Annotated in this window: 12 protein-coding genes and 1 pseudogene; 6 read left to right on the top strand and 7 right to left on the bottom strand. The window is 42.9% G+C overall.

Features of this window, described 5'->3' with window-relative positions; genetic code table 11:
* Window position 1 precedes the first annotated feature (1 nt).
* Window positions 2-2,986 carry a type I restriction endonuclease subunit R gene (locus KDC22_RS03735; RefSeq protein ID WP_211722115.1) on the top strand — a complete coding sequence of 995 codons (2,985 nt, stop codon included), beginning with the start codon at window positions 2-4 and terminating at the stop codon, window positions 2,984-2,986.
* A 677-nt stretch (window positions 2,987-3,663) separates the two neighbouring features.
* Here the strand turns inward: KDC22_RS03735 and KDC22_RS03740 are convergent.
* A complete protein-coding gene (locus tag KDC22_RS03740; RefSeq protein ID WP_211722116.1) occupies window positions 3,664-3,912 on the bottom strand; it encodes a helix-turn-helix domain-containing protein in 249 nt (82 codons plus the stop codon).
* A 151-nt stretch (window positions 3,913-4,063) separates the two neighbouring features.
* Between KDC22_RS03740 and KDC22_RS03745 the strand changes: the two genes are divergently transcribed.
* The 3 genes from KDC22_RS03745 (at window position 4,064) to KDC22_RS03755 (ending at window position 6,460) form a co-directional block, all read left to right on the top strand.
* On the top strand, window positions 4,064-4,561 hold the full coding sequence (locus KDC22_RS03745; RefSeq protein ID WP_211722117.1) for a hypothetical protein: 498 nt from the start codon (window positions 4,064-4,066) through the stop codon (window positions 4,559-4,561).
* Between the two features lie 153 nt (window positions 4,562-4,714).
* A complete protein-coding gene (locus KDC22_RS03750) occupies window positions 4,715-5,407 on the top strand; it encodes a nuclease-related domain-containing protein (RefSeq protein ID WP_211722118.1) in 693 nt (230 codons plus the stop codon).
* Window positions 5,408-5,437: 30 nt separating this feature from the next.
* A complete protein-coding gene (locus KDC22_RS03755) occupies window positions 5,438-6,460 on the top strand; it encodes a restriction endonuclease (RefSeq protein ID WP_211722119.1) in 1,023 nt (340 codons plus the stop codon).
* A gap of 61 nt (window positions 6,461-6,521) precedes the next feature.
* On the opposite strand, the gene KDC22_RS03760 is transcribed toward KDC22_RS03755, so the two are convergent.
* The 4 genes and pseudogenes from KDC22_RS03760 to KDC22_RS33950 form a co-directional block, all read right to left on the bottom strand.
* On the bottom strand, window positions 6,522-9,413 hold the full coding sequence (locus KDC22_RS03760; RefSeq protein ID WP_211722120.1) for a DEAD/DEAH box helicase: 2,892 nt from the start codon (window positions 9,411-9,413) through the stop codon (window positions 6,522-6,524).
* A gap of 1 nt (window position 9,414) precedes the next feature.
* Window positions 9,415-9,813, bottom strand: coding sequence for a (deoxy)nucleoside triphosphate pyrophosphohydrolase (locus KDC22_RS03765; RefSeq protein WP_211722121.1), 399 nt, complete (start codon window positions 9,811-9,813; stop codon window positions 9,415-9,417).
* Between the two features lie 380 nt (window positions 9,814-10,193).
* A complete protein-coding gene (locus KDC22_RS33945; protein WP_372238078.1) occupies window positions 10,194-10,286 on the bottom strand; it encodes a putative holin-like toxin in 93 nt (30 codons plus the stop codon).
* A gap of 300 nt (window positions 10,287-10,586) precedes the next feature.
* Window positions 10,587-10,649, bottom strand: a pseudogene (locus KDC22_RS33950) (putative holin-like toxin); the annotation flags it as partial.
* A 675-nt stretch (window positions 10,650-11,324) separates the two neighbouring features.
* Here KDC22_RS33950 and KDC22_RS03770 point away from each other — a divergent pair.
* Together KDC22_RS03770 and KDC22_RS03775 are read left to right on the top strand one after the other, a co-directional pair.
* A complete protein-coding gene (locus KDC22_RS03770) occupies window positions 11,325-12,428 on the top strand; it encodes a slipin family protein (protein ID WP_211723878.1) in 1,104 nt (367 codons plus the stop codon).
* Between the two features lie 89 nt (window positions 12,429-12,517).
* A complete protein-coding gene (locus KDC22_RS03775) occupies window positions 12,518-13,336 on the top strand; it encodes a hypothetical protein (protein WP_211722122.1) in 819 nt (272 codons plus the stop codon).
* A gap of 42 nt (window positions 13,337-13,378) precedes the next feature.
* Here KDC22_RS03775 and msrB read toward each other — a convergent pair whose 3' ends face one another.
* Entirely contained in the window at window positions 13,379-14,464 is a 1,086-nt protein-coding gene (msrB, locus tag KDC22_RS03780) for a peptide-methionine (R)-S-oxide reductase MsrB (RefSeq protein WP_211722123.1), read from the bottom strand.
* Between the two features lie 16 nt (window positions 14,465-14,480).
* Window positions 14,481-15,029 carry a TlpA family protein disulfide reductase gene (locus KDC22_RS03785; protein WP_173138397.1) on the bottom strand — a complete coding sequence of 183 codons (549 nt, stop codon included), beginning with the start codon at window positions 15,027-15,029 and terminating at the stop codon, window positions 14,481-14,483.
* Window positions 15,030-15,035: the final 6 nt, after the last annotated feature.

Consider the following 15,035-nt stretch of genomic DNA (forward strand, 5'->3'; position numbering starts at 1 on the left):
CATGATTACTTCAATCACACCAGATTCATTGAGAGAACGTTCATTTCAGACCTTAATCAAGGACTATCTCGTTCATGACAATGCGTACATTGAGTCCTTCAATAGTGGCTATGATCAGAATCTAGCTATTGATACAGATTGCCTATTCTCCTTCTTAGAGACCACACAAGAAAAACAGATAAATAAGTTGAAAGAAATCTATAAATCAAACTTCAAGAATAAAGTTCTGGACAACCTTGATAAAGAACTCAGAGCAAGAGGGTCTATTGATGTATTAAAACACGGCATTAAGGACTACGGAGTTAAAATCAATCTTGCGTATTTTAAACCACCAACTGAGTTGAATCCTGATCAGGTTATTTTATATCAACAGAACATTCTATCCGTGACCGAAGAGTTGAACTATACAGGAAATAAAAGGATTGATTTAGTAATCTTTCTGAATGGTATTCCCGTCATAACGATGGAATTGAAGAATGCATTTACAGGTCAGACCTATAAGAATGCTATTAAGCAATATAAAGAAGATCGAAGTCACTTGGAATCATTGTTCCGATTTAAGGAAAGAAGTATTGTCAATTTCGCTATGGATACGGATGTTGCTTATATGACCACTCGAATAAATGGAGATAGTACCTACTTTCTTCCATTTAATAAAGGTGTTGGGGATAGTGGCGGAAATCCACTCGTTGAAGGGAAGCTCAGTACCTATTATATTTGGGAGGAAATCCTTGAGAAGGATTCCATATTGGAGATCATTCATAAATTCACCTTCATAGATAGTAAAGAAGTCACCCTTGATAAGGGATATACCAGTATTAAGGAAACAGTGATCTTCCCCAGGTATCATCAACTGGATGTTGTACGGAAGGTTCTGAATCATGCCAAATACAAGGGCTCAGGTGAGAAATATTTGATCCAGCATTCAGCCGGATCGGGAAAAACCAACTCCATTACCTGGATCACTCACAGATTAGCTTCGCTGCATGATGCAGACAACCATATTATATTTAATGGAGTTATCGTAGTAACGGATAGGGTTATTTTAAATCAGCAGTTACAGGATTCCATCTATCAATTAGAGCATAAGGTAGGTCTGGTCGCTAAAATAAAGGATGGTTCCAGTCAACTTGCAGATGAACTCGAAAAAGGTACAAAGATCATTATTACTACTATTCAGACCTTCCCATATGTTCTAAAGAAGCTAGAAGGTACTAAAGGTAAGAAATACGCTATCCTCATAGATGAGGCTCATTCATCGACTTCCGGTAAGAGCATTATGGCTTTACAAGAGTCGTTATCCTTAGAGGAAGCTGCAGCTCTAGCGGGTAAGGATGAAGCAGAGGAATTGGATGCAGAAGACAAGATCAACCGAGAATTGGAGAAGTTTGCAGATCGGGATCATATTAGTTTCTTTGCGTTCACAGCCACTCCGAAGCCGACCACTTTGAAATTGTTTGGAAGTGAAGGTGAAGAGGGGAAGTATTATCCGTTCCATGTGTATAGTATGCGGCAAGCGATTGAAGAGAAGTTCATATTTGATGTATTACAAAACTATATGACCTATAAGATGTTCTACAATGTTAATAAGAAGATAGAGGATGATCCATCCTTCAGTAAAAGTAAGGCAACTAAATCAATAGCCAGGTATGTTAGCTTACATCCACATAATATTTCGCAGAAGACAGAAATCATTATTGAACATTTCCGAAGCTCGACTATGAAAAAAATCGGTGGGGAAGCTAAAGCCATGCTCGTAACCTCTTCAAGATTACATGCGGTTAGATATAAGCTTGCTTTTGATGAGTACATCAGACTTCATGGATATAGTGATTTAAAAACACTGGTTGCTTTCTCAGGATCAGTGAAAGAGGAGGGGGATGAATACCGAGAAACAAAGATGAATGGCGGCGTTAGTGAAGCAGGACTACCAAAGGAATTTGATAAAGAGGAATCAAGGATTCTAATCGTAGCGAATAAGTATCAGACGGGTTTCGATCAGCCCAAGCTTCATACGATGTATGTAGATAAAAAACTCTCAGGGGTGAAGGCCGTTCAGACGCTATCTAGATTAAACAGATATTGTGCTGGCAAAGAGAGCACCTTCGTCTTGGATTTTGTCAATGAACCTGAAGAGATTAGGGAGGCATTCTTACCTTTCTATAAGGTAACTGTCCTTAATAATGATATTGAACCAAATGAAATCTACAGGGTAGAAAGATCGATCTATGATAAACAGGTCATTAACAGAGAAGATGTAATTGTATTTACGGATCTATTTTATAAAGAACAGCAATCCAAAGTGGACATAAGCGTGATGAACAATAGTATTAATCAATCCGTTAATCGAATGGTTGGGTTTACAAAGGAAGAGACAATTGAATTTAAGAGTCTTATTGGTAAATTCATCAATCTCTATATGCTAATCATCCAAGTAGTACCTATTGTAGATTCGGATCTTCATAGATTAAGTATTTACTTGCGTTACCTCATTAGGAAAATTGAAGTTGAGGATACAGGGGGGGTGGATCTTACCGATAAAGTGCTGCTCCAATATTATAAGTTGGAGAAGAAAACAGAAGGTGCCATTCAACTTGATGGAGACAATGAAGGTGTAGATATTAGATTTGGTGGTAACAGTCAAATTGCTGAAGAAGCTACGGACTACTTAAGTGTCATTATTGACAATTTGAATAAAAAATATGGAACAGACTTTTCAGAATCTGAAAAACTGGCTGTTGCACAGATTAGATCCAATCTGCGTGGGGATAAGGAATTGGAATTAAAAGCCCAGGTCAACTCTTATGATGTCTTCAAGCATGCCTTCGAGCCCAGATTCCTAGATGGTGTGATTCAAGAATATGACAAAAACCAGGAATTCTACGGCAGGATTCTAAAAGATGATAAGTTCAGACACAACTTTATGGAATTACTTATGTTGGACGTATATTCTTCGTTCAAAGATGAAAAAAATCATAGTGCATAAGCAATTATAGAAGAGGTGTTTACAATGAGGAATATGTGACTGGTTCCGCAGGGGAAAGGGAATATCTTATTGATGGGTTTAAAGATAAGCGAGCGTTTGCAATTGCTGGCCCTAACTAGGTAATTGGGTAAAGTAAGCACATTACAAGATATGAAGAGACTCTTGAAGGTCACGTAGCATTATGTATCTACAGGTGGCTTTTCAAAAGAAGCTATATATGAAGCTAAGCGGTCTATATCCCTTTGTCATTAATTGATCTTGATATTTTGACGGAATTAGTAACAAAATTATGATCAATTTGATTCAGAGACACGGATACTAAATCCTTTAAGAAAAATATATTGACTTTTGTAGGTTGAGTTCCAGAAAATGAGAGGGTTACTTTAAATTGTTTAATGAATACATAAATATAACTTTAAAAGAAAAGACGCTAAGTACATGCAATCAAAGCGTCTTTATTTTTGCCTGAAAAGTTAAATCCCTTTCCTAGAATGATATGTAGAATTTATTTTACTACATTAATTATGAATGTATCATCAATTATGAATGTATCATCCTTGTATTATGTACTTACTTGTCGTTAGGAGAGGATCTCAGACGAACTTCGCCTTTTCTGCTGAATAAAACCCTGTGTTTGTTAAATGACATAGGCTTATTAATAGGGCTTTATTCTTTACTTATCCACTCTCCCCCAACAACTCCCCAACAGAAACCTCCAACGCCTTCGCTATTGCAACCACCTCATAATCCTGCACAAGTCTATATTGACCTTCCAATCGTGATAAACTGGTCGGGCTGATGTCTAAGCCCAAGGTTTGCAACCTCGCGAGGAAATCCTTTTGCTTCATTCGTTTAGCTTTTCGAATAGCTACAACTCGGGTCCCGATGATGTTTTTGTCACCTGGGGGCTCTTTGCGATGTCTCATTTCCGTGTCACCTCACAATTTAACCAAATTGTATGCGAGGTAAGTGTTGTTTTAATGCGAATATCGAATTAAAATAAAATAAACCGATAAACGCATTAAAATTTCTGTACATCGTCTACAGACATAGCTTTCCCAGGAAGGAGAGGGTGCGATGCAACATCTTATGCATAATTATGAGGAGGAGAAGCGAAAATTGAATGAACTCGGAAATAAATCATTAGAGCAAGGGATTCCGCTAAGCAGCAATGAAGCGGTCCAGGCCCAGAGTCGTAAGGTGGACGAAATCATTAATCAAATGTATCAAGAAAAAAGTAGACATACACTTCCACTTAATTTGAAATTCTGTCTTGGAGGGGATGAGGTGAACTTTCCGGCATGGTTTATAAAGACGATACAAAGTCGATTGAATGAGGTCACTGCACAGATCGAACATCAGTCTGAGTCTAGACATCCTTTTGAAGAAGAGAGCAAAGCTTTTCAAGCGTTATTTGAGTCGATGGACATTGCTCACAAGCCAGAGTTTGAGCATTGGGAGGATAAGCTTTCTTTGAAGCACTCTGTTATTTATGAACGTCTATATCTACAAGGGCTTAAGGATGGAATGCAGCTTGCTAATGCATTTGCTGCGCCTTCTGTTCTCTCAGATTAAGACGGAAGCCAGGGCAAAACGTTAACTTTATGTAAAGGCTAAAGGCTGTCCATTCGACAGTCTTTTTTCTTATGTGTTTTATTGGAAGGGAATCCTTCCCATATTGTCGAATTATCATACATATTGTAAATCAAAAGGATACGAGGTTTTGCTATGTTGAAAGCACTGTTGTCTCTCTTCAAAAAGTCTGACGCTAAGCCGGCACAGGCTGTAAAGAAAATACAAACTCCAAAGCCCAAACCAAAAGTTGCTTCCACACGAATTGGAGAGTTAGGCGAGCACAAAATCAATATTCAGCTTGACCAGCTACCTAAGGAGTGCAAAGCGCTAAGCGATCTAATGCTCCCTAATCCCAAGTCTAGAACAGGCTACGCTCAGATTGATCATGTTGTTATTTCCCCGTATTGCGTATTTGTCATCGAGACGAAAAACTACAATGGGGAAATTAAAGGTGGGCGGACGGATCAGCAATGGTCAGTGAGCAATCGTTATAAGATGTATAATCCGCTGAAGCAAAACTACGGACATATCAAGGCCATCGAGAGTCTGATGAAAAGTGTAGCGGCAGTAAAGTTTGTCTCCATGATCTCATTCACAATGAGATGTCGGTTCAGTATTGATCCGGAGCTTCGGAAGATTCATTCAGACGAACTGGTTGTCTATGATGTGGAACTAAGTGAGTTTATCTCTAGGAAGCTGATTAGTTTGAAGACGGGAACCCATGTACCTTCTATTTCTGTGGCGCAGGCCCAAACGATATACGATCAGTTAGTTCAGGCTAATATCACTGATACCGAGATTCGAATGCTTCATGTACAGAGAATTAAAGGGATCAAGAATTATTGAAATCATTACTTTTATAGAGGGGTGTTAACTATGGGGAATATGTGGCTTGTACGAGCAGGGGAAAGAGCATACCTTATTGACGAATTTATAGGAAAACGAGCTGTGGCAATTGGTTGGGAAGAATTAGGTAACATTAATGCAGTGAAAACTTTACAAGAGATGAAGAAGCTTTTGAAGGTGACGTATCCTGAATATAAAGATGGTAAGATCAATATTACTGCTGGCCAGATTTATCGTTTTGTAAGTGAATTCAAATTAGACGACCAAGTAATCACATATAATCCTGAAGAGCGCCTCTACTACATAGGAAGAATCAAGTCAAATTATGAATTTAAGCCAAATCATGTTACGGATATGCCCCATATTCGCAGAATAGATTGGGAGGGAACTGTATTTAGAGATGTTTTGACGGCCAGTACTCGGAATACACTTGGTTCCATAATGACTATTATATCTATCCCGAATGATGTTCAGAAGGAATTGCTCAAGCAAATGGTAGCCGGACAGACAGAAGGTGATCAACCAAATCAACCCATAGAGTCGGTGCAAGCTGAGACGGAGGAAGAAGCTGAAGAATTAGCGCTGATCAAGGAAGACGTCATTGAGAAGTCGAATGAATTTATCAAAGATAAGATTGCTAAGTTAGACTGGGAGCAAATGCAGGAGCTCGTAGCAGGCGTACTCCGAGGAATGGGGTACAAGACGCGAATCTCACCTAAAGGGCCGGATCGAGGAAGAGATATTTTTGCATCTCCAGATGGACTAGGGCTTGAAGAACCAAGGATTATAGTGGAAGTAAAGCACCGTTCAGGCAGTATGGGATCTAGTCACATACGTAGTTTTACCGGAGGACTAAGAGTAGGGGATCGGGGGATTTATGTATCTACTGGTGGATTTACCAAAGAAGCCAAATATGAAGCAGAACGATCAAATATCCCTTTATCGTTAATAGACTTGGATCTACTAGCGGAGTTAGTAACGCAATATTATGATCAATTTGATTCAGAGACACGGACGTTAATACCGTTAAGGAAGATATATTGGCCGTTATAAGTTTGGGGTTTTTAGATAACTAAGGATGTGGTGTATCCACATCCTTAGTTATTGATACATTCTAAGATTTAGTCAAATACCCGTACAACTTACTCTCCACAGCATTCTCTAATAGCAGATTCATATGCACAACGGATATAGACTTATTATTTTTGTCCAACATAGATGCCTGTACAGCAGTTTTTTGATCGGGATGTGCTTTACCTAAGTAGTAGAATTCTGTTCCATCTGCATCATCCTTTTTCACGAAAACATGAAGGTCGATTTCTAGACGATCTGCCTCAAGAATCGTTTTAACCTCCTTAGATTCAAGTTTTCGTTTATTTTTTGTTGACCACATTAAAACCTCTGTATTGATAAAGTTTTCTTTATATTTCGTACTTGCTTCTATTTTTTCATTTTTGTGATAGGTTACAAAGATAGGGCAAGTTTGATGCTTTGTTTTATAGCCATATATCGTTGAGCCCTCGTCATTATTCCAATTCAAAAGTTTACAAGCATCTTTTCTGGAATACTTCTTGTATAAAGTTAAAGATTCGCCAGGACTGTACTGTTCATTTTTATGAAAAGCAGTCTGAATAATATCAATCACCATTTCTCTAAAGTACGTGTTATTCTTTAGCGAATAAGCCAATGTTGGATGGAACACATAATTTTGAGACGGATCGAATTGCACTACAGCTATTTCTCCATACTTTTTTCTTGTGGCTTCAGTGAAAAAAGATAAATTTAGAACACGTAAGACAGAATCCAACGTTGCGGAATCGGTTAGGCAGCCATCCTCCATAAGTGCATTCATATACTCGGTCGAAGTAACACTATCTCCAGAGAGAAGTAAGTTTATTAATATAATTTCATGCCTGCGTTTTTCATTTAGAATCTCTTCCGATAGCATCGCTATATAACTTTTCTCGTGCTCTGATAAGATGGGAATATTTTCTTTAATCTTTTGTAGAAAGTGATAATAGCTTGAATGCTCATCAGTGAATATAAACGGATCAATTGAGTTTGCTTCAATGAAATCCATTAGTTTGGGTATTCGATTAAGGCGGTTTTTAAGTTGAGAGTAAGATTCTTTAAGAATCTTAAGTGCTGTTAGATTGCTATTACTAATCGAGCGATAAATTTGTTGGAGGGCAATTTCTTCGAAGTTAATTGTTGAGATGCCCTTAATATAACTGGTGTCCTTCATGTGACGACGAATATTATCCTTGTTTTGAGTCTTGTCTCCAGACAGGGCTACAGGAATCAGATAATTATTTTTATAGTTACCAATAAAGTCGATAATCGTGACGAACTCTTTATTAGGATACTTACGTAAGCCACGTCCAAGCTGCTGAACAAACACTATACTGGACTGAGTTTGACGAAGCATTACAACTTGGTTAATACAAGGGATATCGATTCCTTCATTAAAAATATCTACAGTTAGAATATAGTCTAGGTTACCTGATTCAAGATCAGTTACACAGCGCTCCCGTGTTTCTTGACTATCACTCCCAGTCAAAGCTACTGTACGATAACCTTTCATATTTAGAATGTTAGACAACTCGATAGCTTCTTCTCTGCGACTACAAAAGATTAAGCCCTTTATGGCTTCCCCTGAGTAACCGTAATATTCAATCTTTTCAATTAAATAAGATACTCTTTCAACTGTGACTAACTGGGAGAATAGAGTGGTATCATCAACGATTTGGCCATTGTATTCAAAGTCAGTAACGCCAAAATAGTGAAATGGACACAACATATCTTCTTCCAAAGCTTCTTGAAGGCGGATTTCGTAAGCAATGTTGTAGTCGAATAGTTCATATATATTAAATTCATCAGTGCGTTCTGGAGTTGCTGTCATGCCCAGTAGGAACTTAGGTTTGAAATATTCGATAACTTTAAGGTAGGAACGTGCTCCGGCTTTATGAACCTCGTCAATCAAAATATAATCAAACGCCTCAGCATTAAAATTACTTAATGAGGAGTCCTGAGAGATGGTTTGAATTGTAGCAAAGAGGTACTTGGCCTCTGTTTCTTTACTGTTTCCAGATAAAATACCAAAATCACTGTCCGTACCGTCTAGAATTCGCTGATAATCGGCCAAAGCTTTATGCAAAATTTGTTCTCGGTGTACTACAAATAGCATTCTACTTGGAGCAAAGTTCTTCACGTCAAATGCAGAGAGATAGGTTTTTCCTGTCCCAGTAGCTGAAATAATAAGTCCTTTTACTGCTCCAGTTGAGCGCAACTCTTTTAGATTTTGTAGAGCGTTCTCCTGCATTTTATTAGGTGAGACTAAAGCAGATGCAGTTTGAGGAAACATTTCAGGAGTTAAGGGCGCTGCTAGTCGATCATTACGAGTAACCTTTTGAACCTCTTCATAAAGGATTTGATATAATTCGATCCATCTATCGGTAAGTGGAACAGCATTAAGCCATACTTTTTCAAACTCACTATGGAACTGTCCAAGAAGGCCCCCATGTTTAAATGAGGTTAATTTCACATTCCATTCATAGTTGGCTTTTAATGCAGCGGCAGTCAGATTAGAGCTTCCCATAATGATTGTTGAATGATCTTCATGTTGAAAAACGTAACCTTTAGCATGAAAACCACTTAAATCGGTCAAGCGAACTTCTACATTCGTTATTTTTAACAACTCTCTATATATTTTTGGTTTGTTAAAGTTTAGATAATTGGAGGTTAGGATTTTACCACTAATCCCTCTTGATTTCAGATCAGCTAAGTGCGACTTAAGGGTGGCTAAGCCACTCTCCGTAATAAAGGCAACAGAAATAATGAAAGAGGAACAACGGTCCAGTTCCTCTAACAAAGGCGTAAGAACATAATCATTAGTGTCCTTATTATTGACTAACAGTTTTGGCTTATATTTATCTGGCGAATCCTGTTGATGGTCAATAAATGCCCAACTTAATGAACTGTTTAAATGTAGAAGGGGATTGTCCATTTCATTTCCCCAGTGCTTCTTGAATTTTTTTTACAGCAGGAATATCGGCAGGTGCCCATTCTAAAGACATCAATTCATTAGCAGGTAACCATTGTATCGCAACATGTTCAGTTAAGGTTGGTGTACCTTTTAATAGATTGCAATAAAAAGTAGTGAGATGAACAAAACCAAAGTCATATTCGTACACAGTGGTCTCGATCGCTTCACCAATTTCGATTGTGCAGTTCATTTCTTCATCAATCTCTCGTTTTAGTGCAGACTGTGGTGTTTCGCCGTCCTCAATTTTCCCGCCTGGGAATTCCCACATATAGGCCAATGCTTTGCTGGCTCCCCGCTGTGCACAAAGTATTTTTTCATCTTCAATGATCACAGCACCAACAACATGGATATGTTTTTTCATTAGTCAGTTCCCTCCGGTTATGCAGCTTAATGAGAAAGATATGGATTCTGCATTGATAATACTATTTTAGTATACTTTCATGAATGTTTACATACTGCATATGAGGAAGAGTCCGACCGGCAGAATGCCCTATGGAGGCAGTACAATTTTGCGGGACTGGAGTAAGTTACTTCTTTTCGATTGCTTGGGCATTTTTCTGTAACAGAACTGAGATTTTTTTACTTTATGATATGATTTGTGGTATAGTAAAGGCAGAAAAAACGTAGAATACAAAGAGAGCCGTGCTGGATACACGACTCTCGGAGCAATAGCCGCTTTTAAGGGCGGTGGCTTTCGGAATAGCAGTTAAGAAATAGACCGCTTCCCTTGACTAGGGCGGTCTATTTCTTTTTGTGGAAAGAGAGAATCAACACAACCAGAGTCGCGAACGAAATCATTAGCGTCAATGCTTGGTATACCTCCACAGGCTTCACCTCCCTTCCGGGAGATTAGCCGACCGCCCATATAAGCCTTTCTATTGCTTCTGCGATTATACCACGGATGGAAAATTTTGAATATACGAACAGCTCAGACTCGACCAATGGAGCCCGCCGGAAGAGTGGGCTCGGACTAATGAGAGATTCTAAGAGAGCGGTGCAATAGGCAGGAGAAAGTATAATAAAAAAGAGAGCCGTGCTGGACACACGACTCTCGGAGCAATAGCCGCTTTTAAGAGCGGTGGCTTCAAAAGGTAGACCGTCAAAGAATAGACCGTATCCCTTGGGCAGGGCGGTCTATTTCTTTTTGGGGGAATTAAGCAGTGCGATAATGAACATGCCGAACATGAACATCAGGGATCACGAATGGAAAAGTGTGAACTTACCAACAGGACTCTTCTAAAAAAGCTCAAAAGCAGGCCCCCACCTGCCTTTGGGCTTTTTCCTGTGCCTCCTACAATCCCCCTCTGGAAATTTATTCTCCCATCGTAATACTTCCGCCATGTTCGCCCCGCTGGATATCAGCGATGATAGAGCCTGTAAGGTAACGCCAAGCGCGTTCATCCTACATCCGGTTCTTATCCGGACGGGCGTAACGAGGCGGGGATCTCAGGTGATCCCGCAGTGCCGGCATGTATGTTACGGTATCCTGTACGGTCCGTTTCGATAAGAGTCACTTTTGGGGTTCGATTCCCCGATCGCCTTCACAGCGACGTTGGTTACAGTACTCGATTTCCATCGAGCCACAATTGAAGCACAATTGGAGTAAGGAAACCAATGGACAGAATCTCTGGCGGCTAGTCTAGCGCACTGCGGAAGGGCTTTGCAATCCGTGGATACCGATAGTGCGGCAGCAGGGGAGGACAGTGGCAAGGACAGAAGGGAATGAAGGCTGGCCGAAGGTTGGGTTAGCCTCGGACCCCTAGAAGTCCTCCCGGACCTCCCGGCAGACCGCCTGTCTCAAATGTGATTCCGCCCGGTCCACAGCGGGATTCTGTCATCCATTGGCCAAACATGAAGGGGGTAATACATATGATGTTGAAACAAATCACAATTCAAGCGGACCAGCGCGGTCTGCTCTTTCATAAGGGAAGTTATGTGAAGCGGCTACTGCCGGGAACCTACCGTTACTTCTCATGGTCGCAGCATACGGTAGTAGTATTGAACATTGGCAGGCCGTTTAGTGTCGAGGGCAAAGACCTGGAGCTGTTCTTACAGGAGAATGAACTCCTGCAGGAGCTCGATGTCGTACGCGTACAGGATCATGAGATTGTTCTGCACTATGAGGATGGCCAATTCAAGCAGGTGCTGAAGCCGGGTGTGTATGCTTATTGGAACCTCCTGCGGAAGCACACCTTCGTCCATACGGATATCAGGCAGCCGGAGCTGCCTGCCGGGATTGACCGCTCGATTATATCGAAGCTTACTCCATATGTGCAGTGCTACGAGATTGCGAGCTACGAGCAGGGCTTCCTGTTCTATGATCATACGCTCCAGCGGGAGCTCACGCCGGGTAAGTATTATTTCTGGAAGGGACCAGTCTCGGTGCTGACGAAGACGGTCGATCTGAGACAACAGCAGATGGATCTGGTGGGCCAGGAGATGATGACAGAAGATAAGGTCTCGCTGCGTCTGAACTTCGTATGCCAGTACACCATCGTCAGTCCGCACCGCGTTCTGGAGATGAAGGGGTTCGACGAGCAGATCCACATCCAGCTTCAGCTCCTGCTCCGGGAGTATGTCGGGACGCTGAAATTGGACGATCTCCTGAAACGAAAAGAGGATGTTGCCACCTTCATTTTGTCCCGTATCCAGGAGAAGGAGGGAGAGTTCGGGGTACGTTTCCTTGGGGCGGGGGTGAAGGATGTGATTCTGCCGGGGGAAATGAAGGACATTCTGAACACCGTCCTGCTCGCCGAGAAGAAGGCGCAGGCGAACCTGCTTACCCGCCGGGAAGAGACAGCTTCGACGCGCAGCCTGCTGAATACGGCGAAGCTGATGGATGAGAATCAGACGCTGTTCCGTCTGAAGGAGCTGGAATTCCTGGAGAAGATATGCGACCGGATCGGTTCCATCTCGGTTACGGGCGGCGGCGATCTGCTGGAGCGGTTAAGCTCACTCATCGGTACCCATAAGTAGACCGCTTCCTGGCGGTCTATTCTTTTGTGCAACGCTATAGAACTAAGCTATAGTAGAGCTAATAATGCCGAACCCAAGGAGGTAATCCCATGGACAACAAAGCAAAGAAAATCCTGATGAACACCTTCTGGACCTCAGCCGGCTGGAAGAGTAGTCCTGCTGCCTTCACCGGTGAGGATTTCGACTATGCCAAAAGCAAAGGCCTGATGTTCGATCCTGTGACGATTACCCACGACAAGATTATCCAGCGGCTGCAGGAGCTGCATCAGACGATCACCAGGGAGCGGGTAGCTGCTGCGTTCCTGCACAGTCTCTCGACGAAGAAGGTCCATTTGCGGAGCGCCCTTTCCAGCTGGGCCCTGACTTCCGGTGTACCTGTACATACCTATGAGGAGCGGAGTGCTGTCCGGCCCAATTACAGCAGCTGCGGGGATTGTAACTTTCACAGATTAATGTCTGACCGGGAATATATCAATCAGGATCTGAATGTGCTGAATTTCGAACGGGTCAAGTGGGGCGGGATTCGTCTCAACTGGCTTTTATATTGCTGGCTGGACCTAGAATTATTCAGTACAGAGGAAGAGTTCGAGGTTACCGCCGAGGATGCTGCTATACTCTCCGGGATGCTGGAAGCGGTCCGGGGTTGTGGGGAATATGATGGTGCACGGCTGCTGGAGAAGCGGTGGAAGGGCGTGGTTCCTTCCAGTAAGAATGAACGGGATGTAATCCTGGAGATTTGGGGCTATGCCGGATTGCTGATACCGCGGGACACACCCCGGAAGCGCAGAGGCGGGAGTTCAGATTATAACTCTATGGCGGAGTGGCAGGGGAATGACGGTTATTCTCCGGAAGCGGTAGAGCTATATTTCGGCGGCTTCAACAACAATCGCCCCCCACAGCTCTCATGAGCGAATGGAGGGCGATCCTGGTAATGAACGGTTCCACTTATTCTACTCCACCAATCCCAGCAAATACCCGTAATGCTCGGCTTCCATCTGGTCCTGCGGGATGAAGCGGATGGAGGCGCTGTTGATGCAGTAGCGCTTGCCGCCGCGGTCTTCGGGGCCGTCATCGAACACATGACCCAGGTGGATGTCGCCGGATTGGCTGCGGACCTCGGTGCGTTCCATGCCGAAGCTGGTGTCCGTATCGTAGGTTACCACCTCCGGGGTAACGGGCTTCGTGAAGCTGGGCCATCCGCAACCGGAATCGTATTTGTCCCGGCTGGTGAATAGGGGCTGACCGGTTGTGACATCCACATACAGGCCTGGTTCGTAATTATCCCAGTATTCGTTGCTGAAGGCACGTTCGGTATCATTGTTGACCGCGACCGCATACTGTTCATCCGTTAATTGTTTCTTCAATTCTTCATCGGAGGGCCGCGGATATTGGGCGGGATCAATTACCACCGCTTGCTCATCCAGAATACTTAAGTCAATGTGGCAGTATCCGTTCGGATTCTTCTCCAGATAATCCTGATGGTACTCCTCCGCCAGATAATAATTCTTCAGAGGCAGCACTTCGGTTACAATCGGCTTATCATAGTTCGCCTGCTCCTGATCTACAGCCTGCTGAATGATGGCTGCATCCTCCGGGGACGAATAGTAGATTCCTGTCCGGTATTGAACACCTCTGTCATTGCCTTGCTTATTGAGGCTGGTAGGGTCAACTACTTTGAAATAAGAATCCAGTAACTGCTGCAGCGTCACTTGCTTCGGATCATACTTCACATGAACGGTCTCGGCGAACCCGCGGTCCCCGCTAATGACATCTTCATAGGTTGGATTCTCGCCTTCCCCGTTGGCATAACCCGAGGTGACATCCTGAACTCCCTGAATGCGGGACATATAGGCCTCCACCCCCCAGAAGCAGCCGCCCGCCAGGTACAGATTGTGCAGATCCTTATCGGCGATGGTAGTGGTCTTCACGGCCCGGACCGGCGCCGAAGAAGCGGTCCGGCTCTCCGCATTGTTTCCACAAGCAGATAATACGACAGCCATGGTAAGCAGACATAAGCCCCATAAGGTACGTTTCATGAGTATTCCTCCTTCCTTACATCATTCCCTCGAAGGTCTGGGTAATTTGCTCATTGGAAGCATGACCCGGGAGTGATTTCACTAGATTACCGTCGGCATCAATATAATAGGAACTGGGGAATGCCCGGACTCCGAATTTCTTGGCCCATACCCCATCCTCATCCAAAAGCACAGTTAAGTTGTCATAAGACTGTCTGTTGAACCACTCTGTGAATTCCTTGGAGGACTTTTCGCCCTTGGCATCCGGTGTAACGATCGTGACCACCTGGAAGTCATTCTCTTGCCCGGCCAAGGTATTGAGGTCCTCCAGACCGGCCAGACAGATGGAACACCAGGAAGCCCAGTACTTCACATATACTTTCTTCCCTTGAAGATCCGCAAGCTGTAGAGAGTTACCCTTCAGATCCTGTAAGGCGAAATCTGGGGCAGGCTTTCCTTTGTCCATTGCAGCGGGGGAGCCGGTATTGCCGGCCGCTGCGTCCGGTTTCGTACCACAGGCCATCAGGAGCGACAGCATTCCGCCAATCACCAGGACATATCCCATCCATTTCCACGCACTCCTCATAGCTAA

Source organism: Paenibacillus tritici (assembly GCF_018207515.1).
Classification (GTDB): Bacteria; Bacillota; Bacilli; order Paenibacillales; family Paenibacillaceae; genus Paenibacillus_AQ; species Paenibacillus_AQ tritici.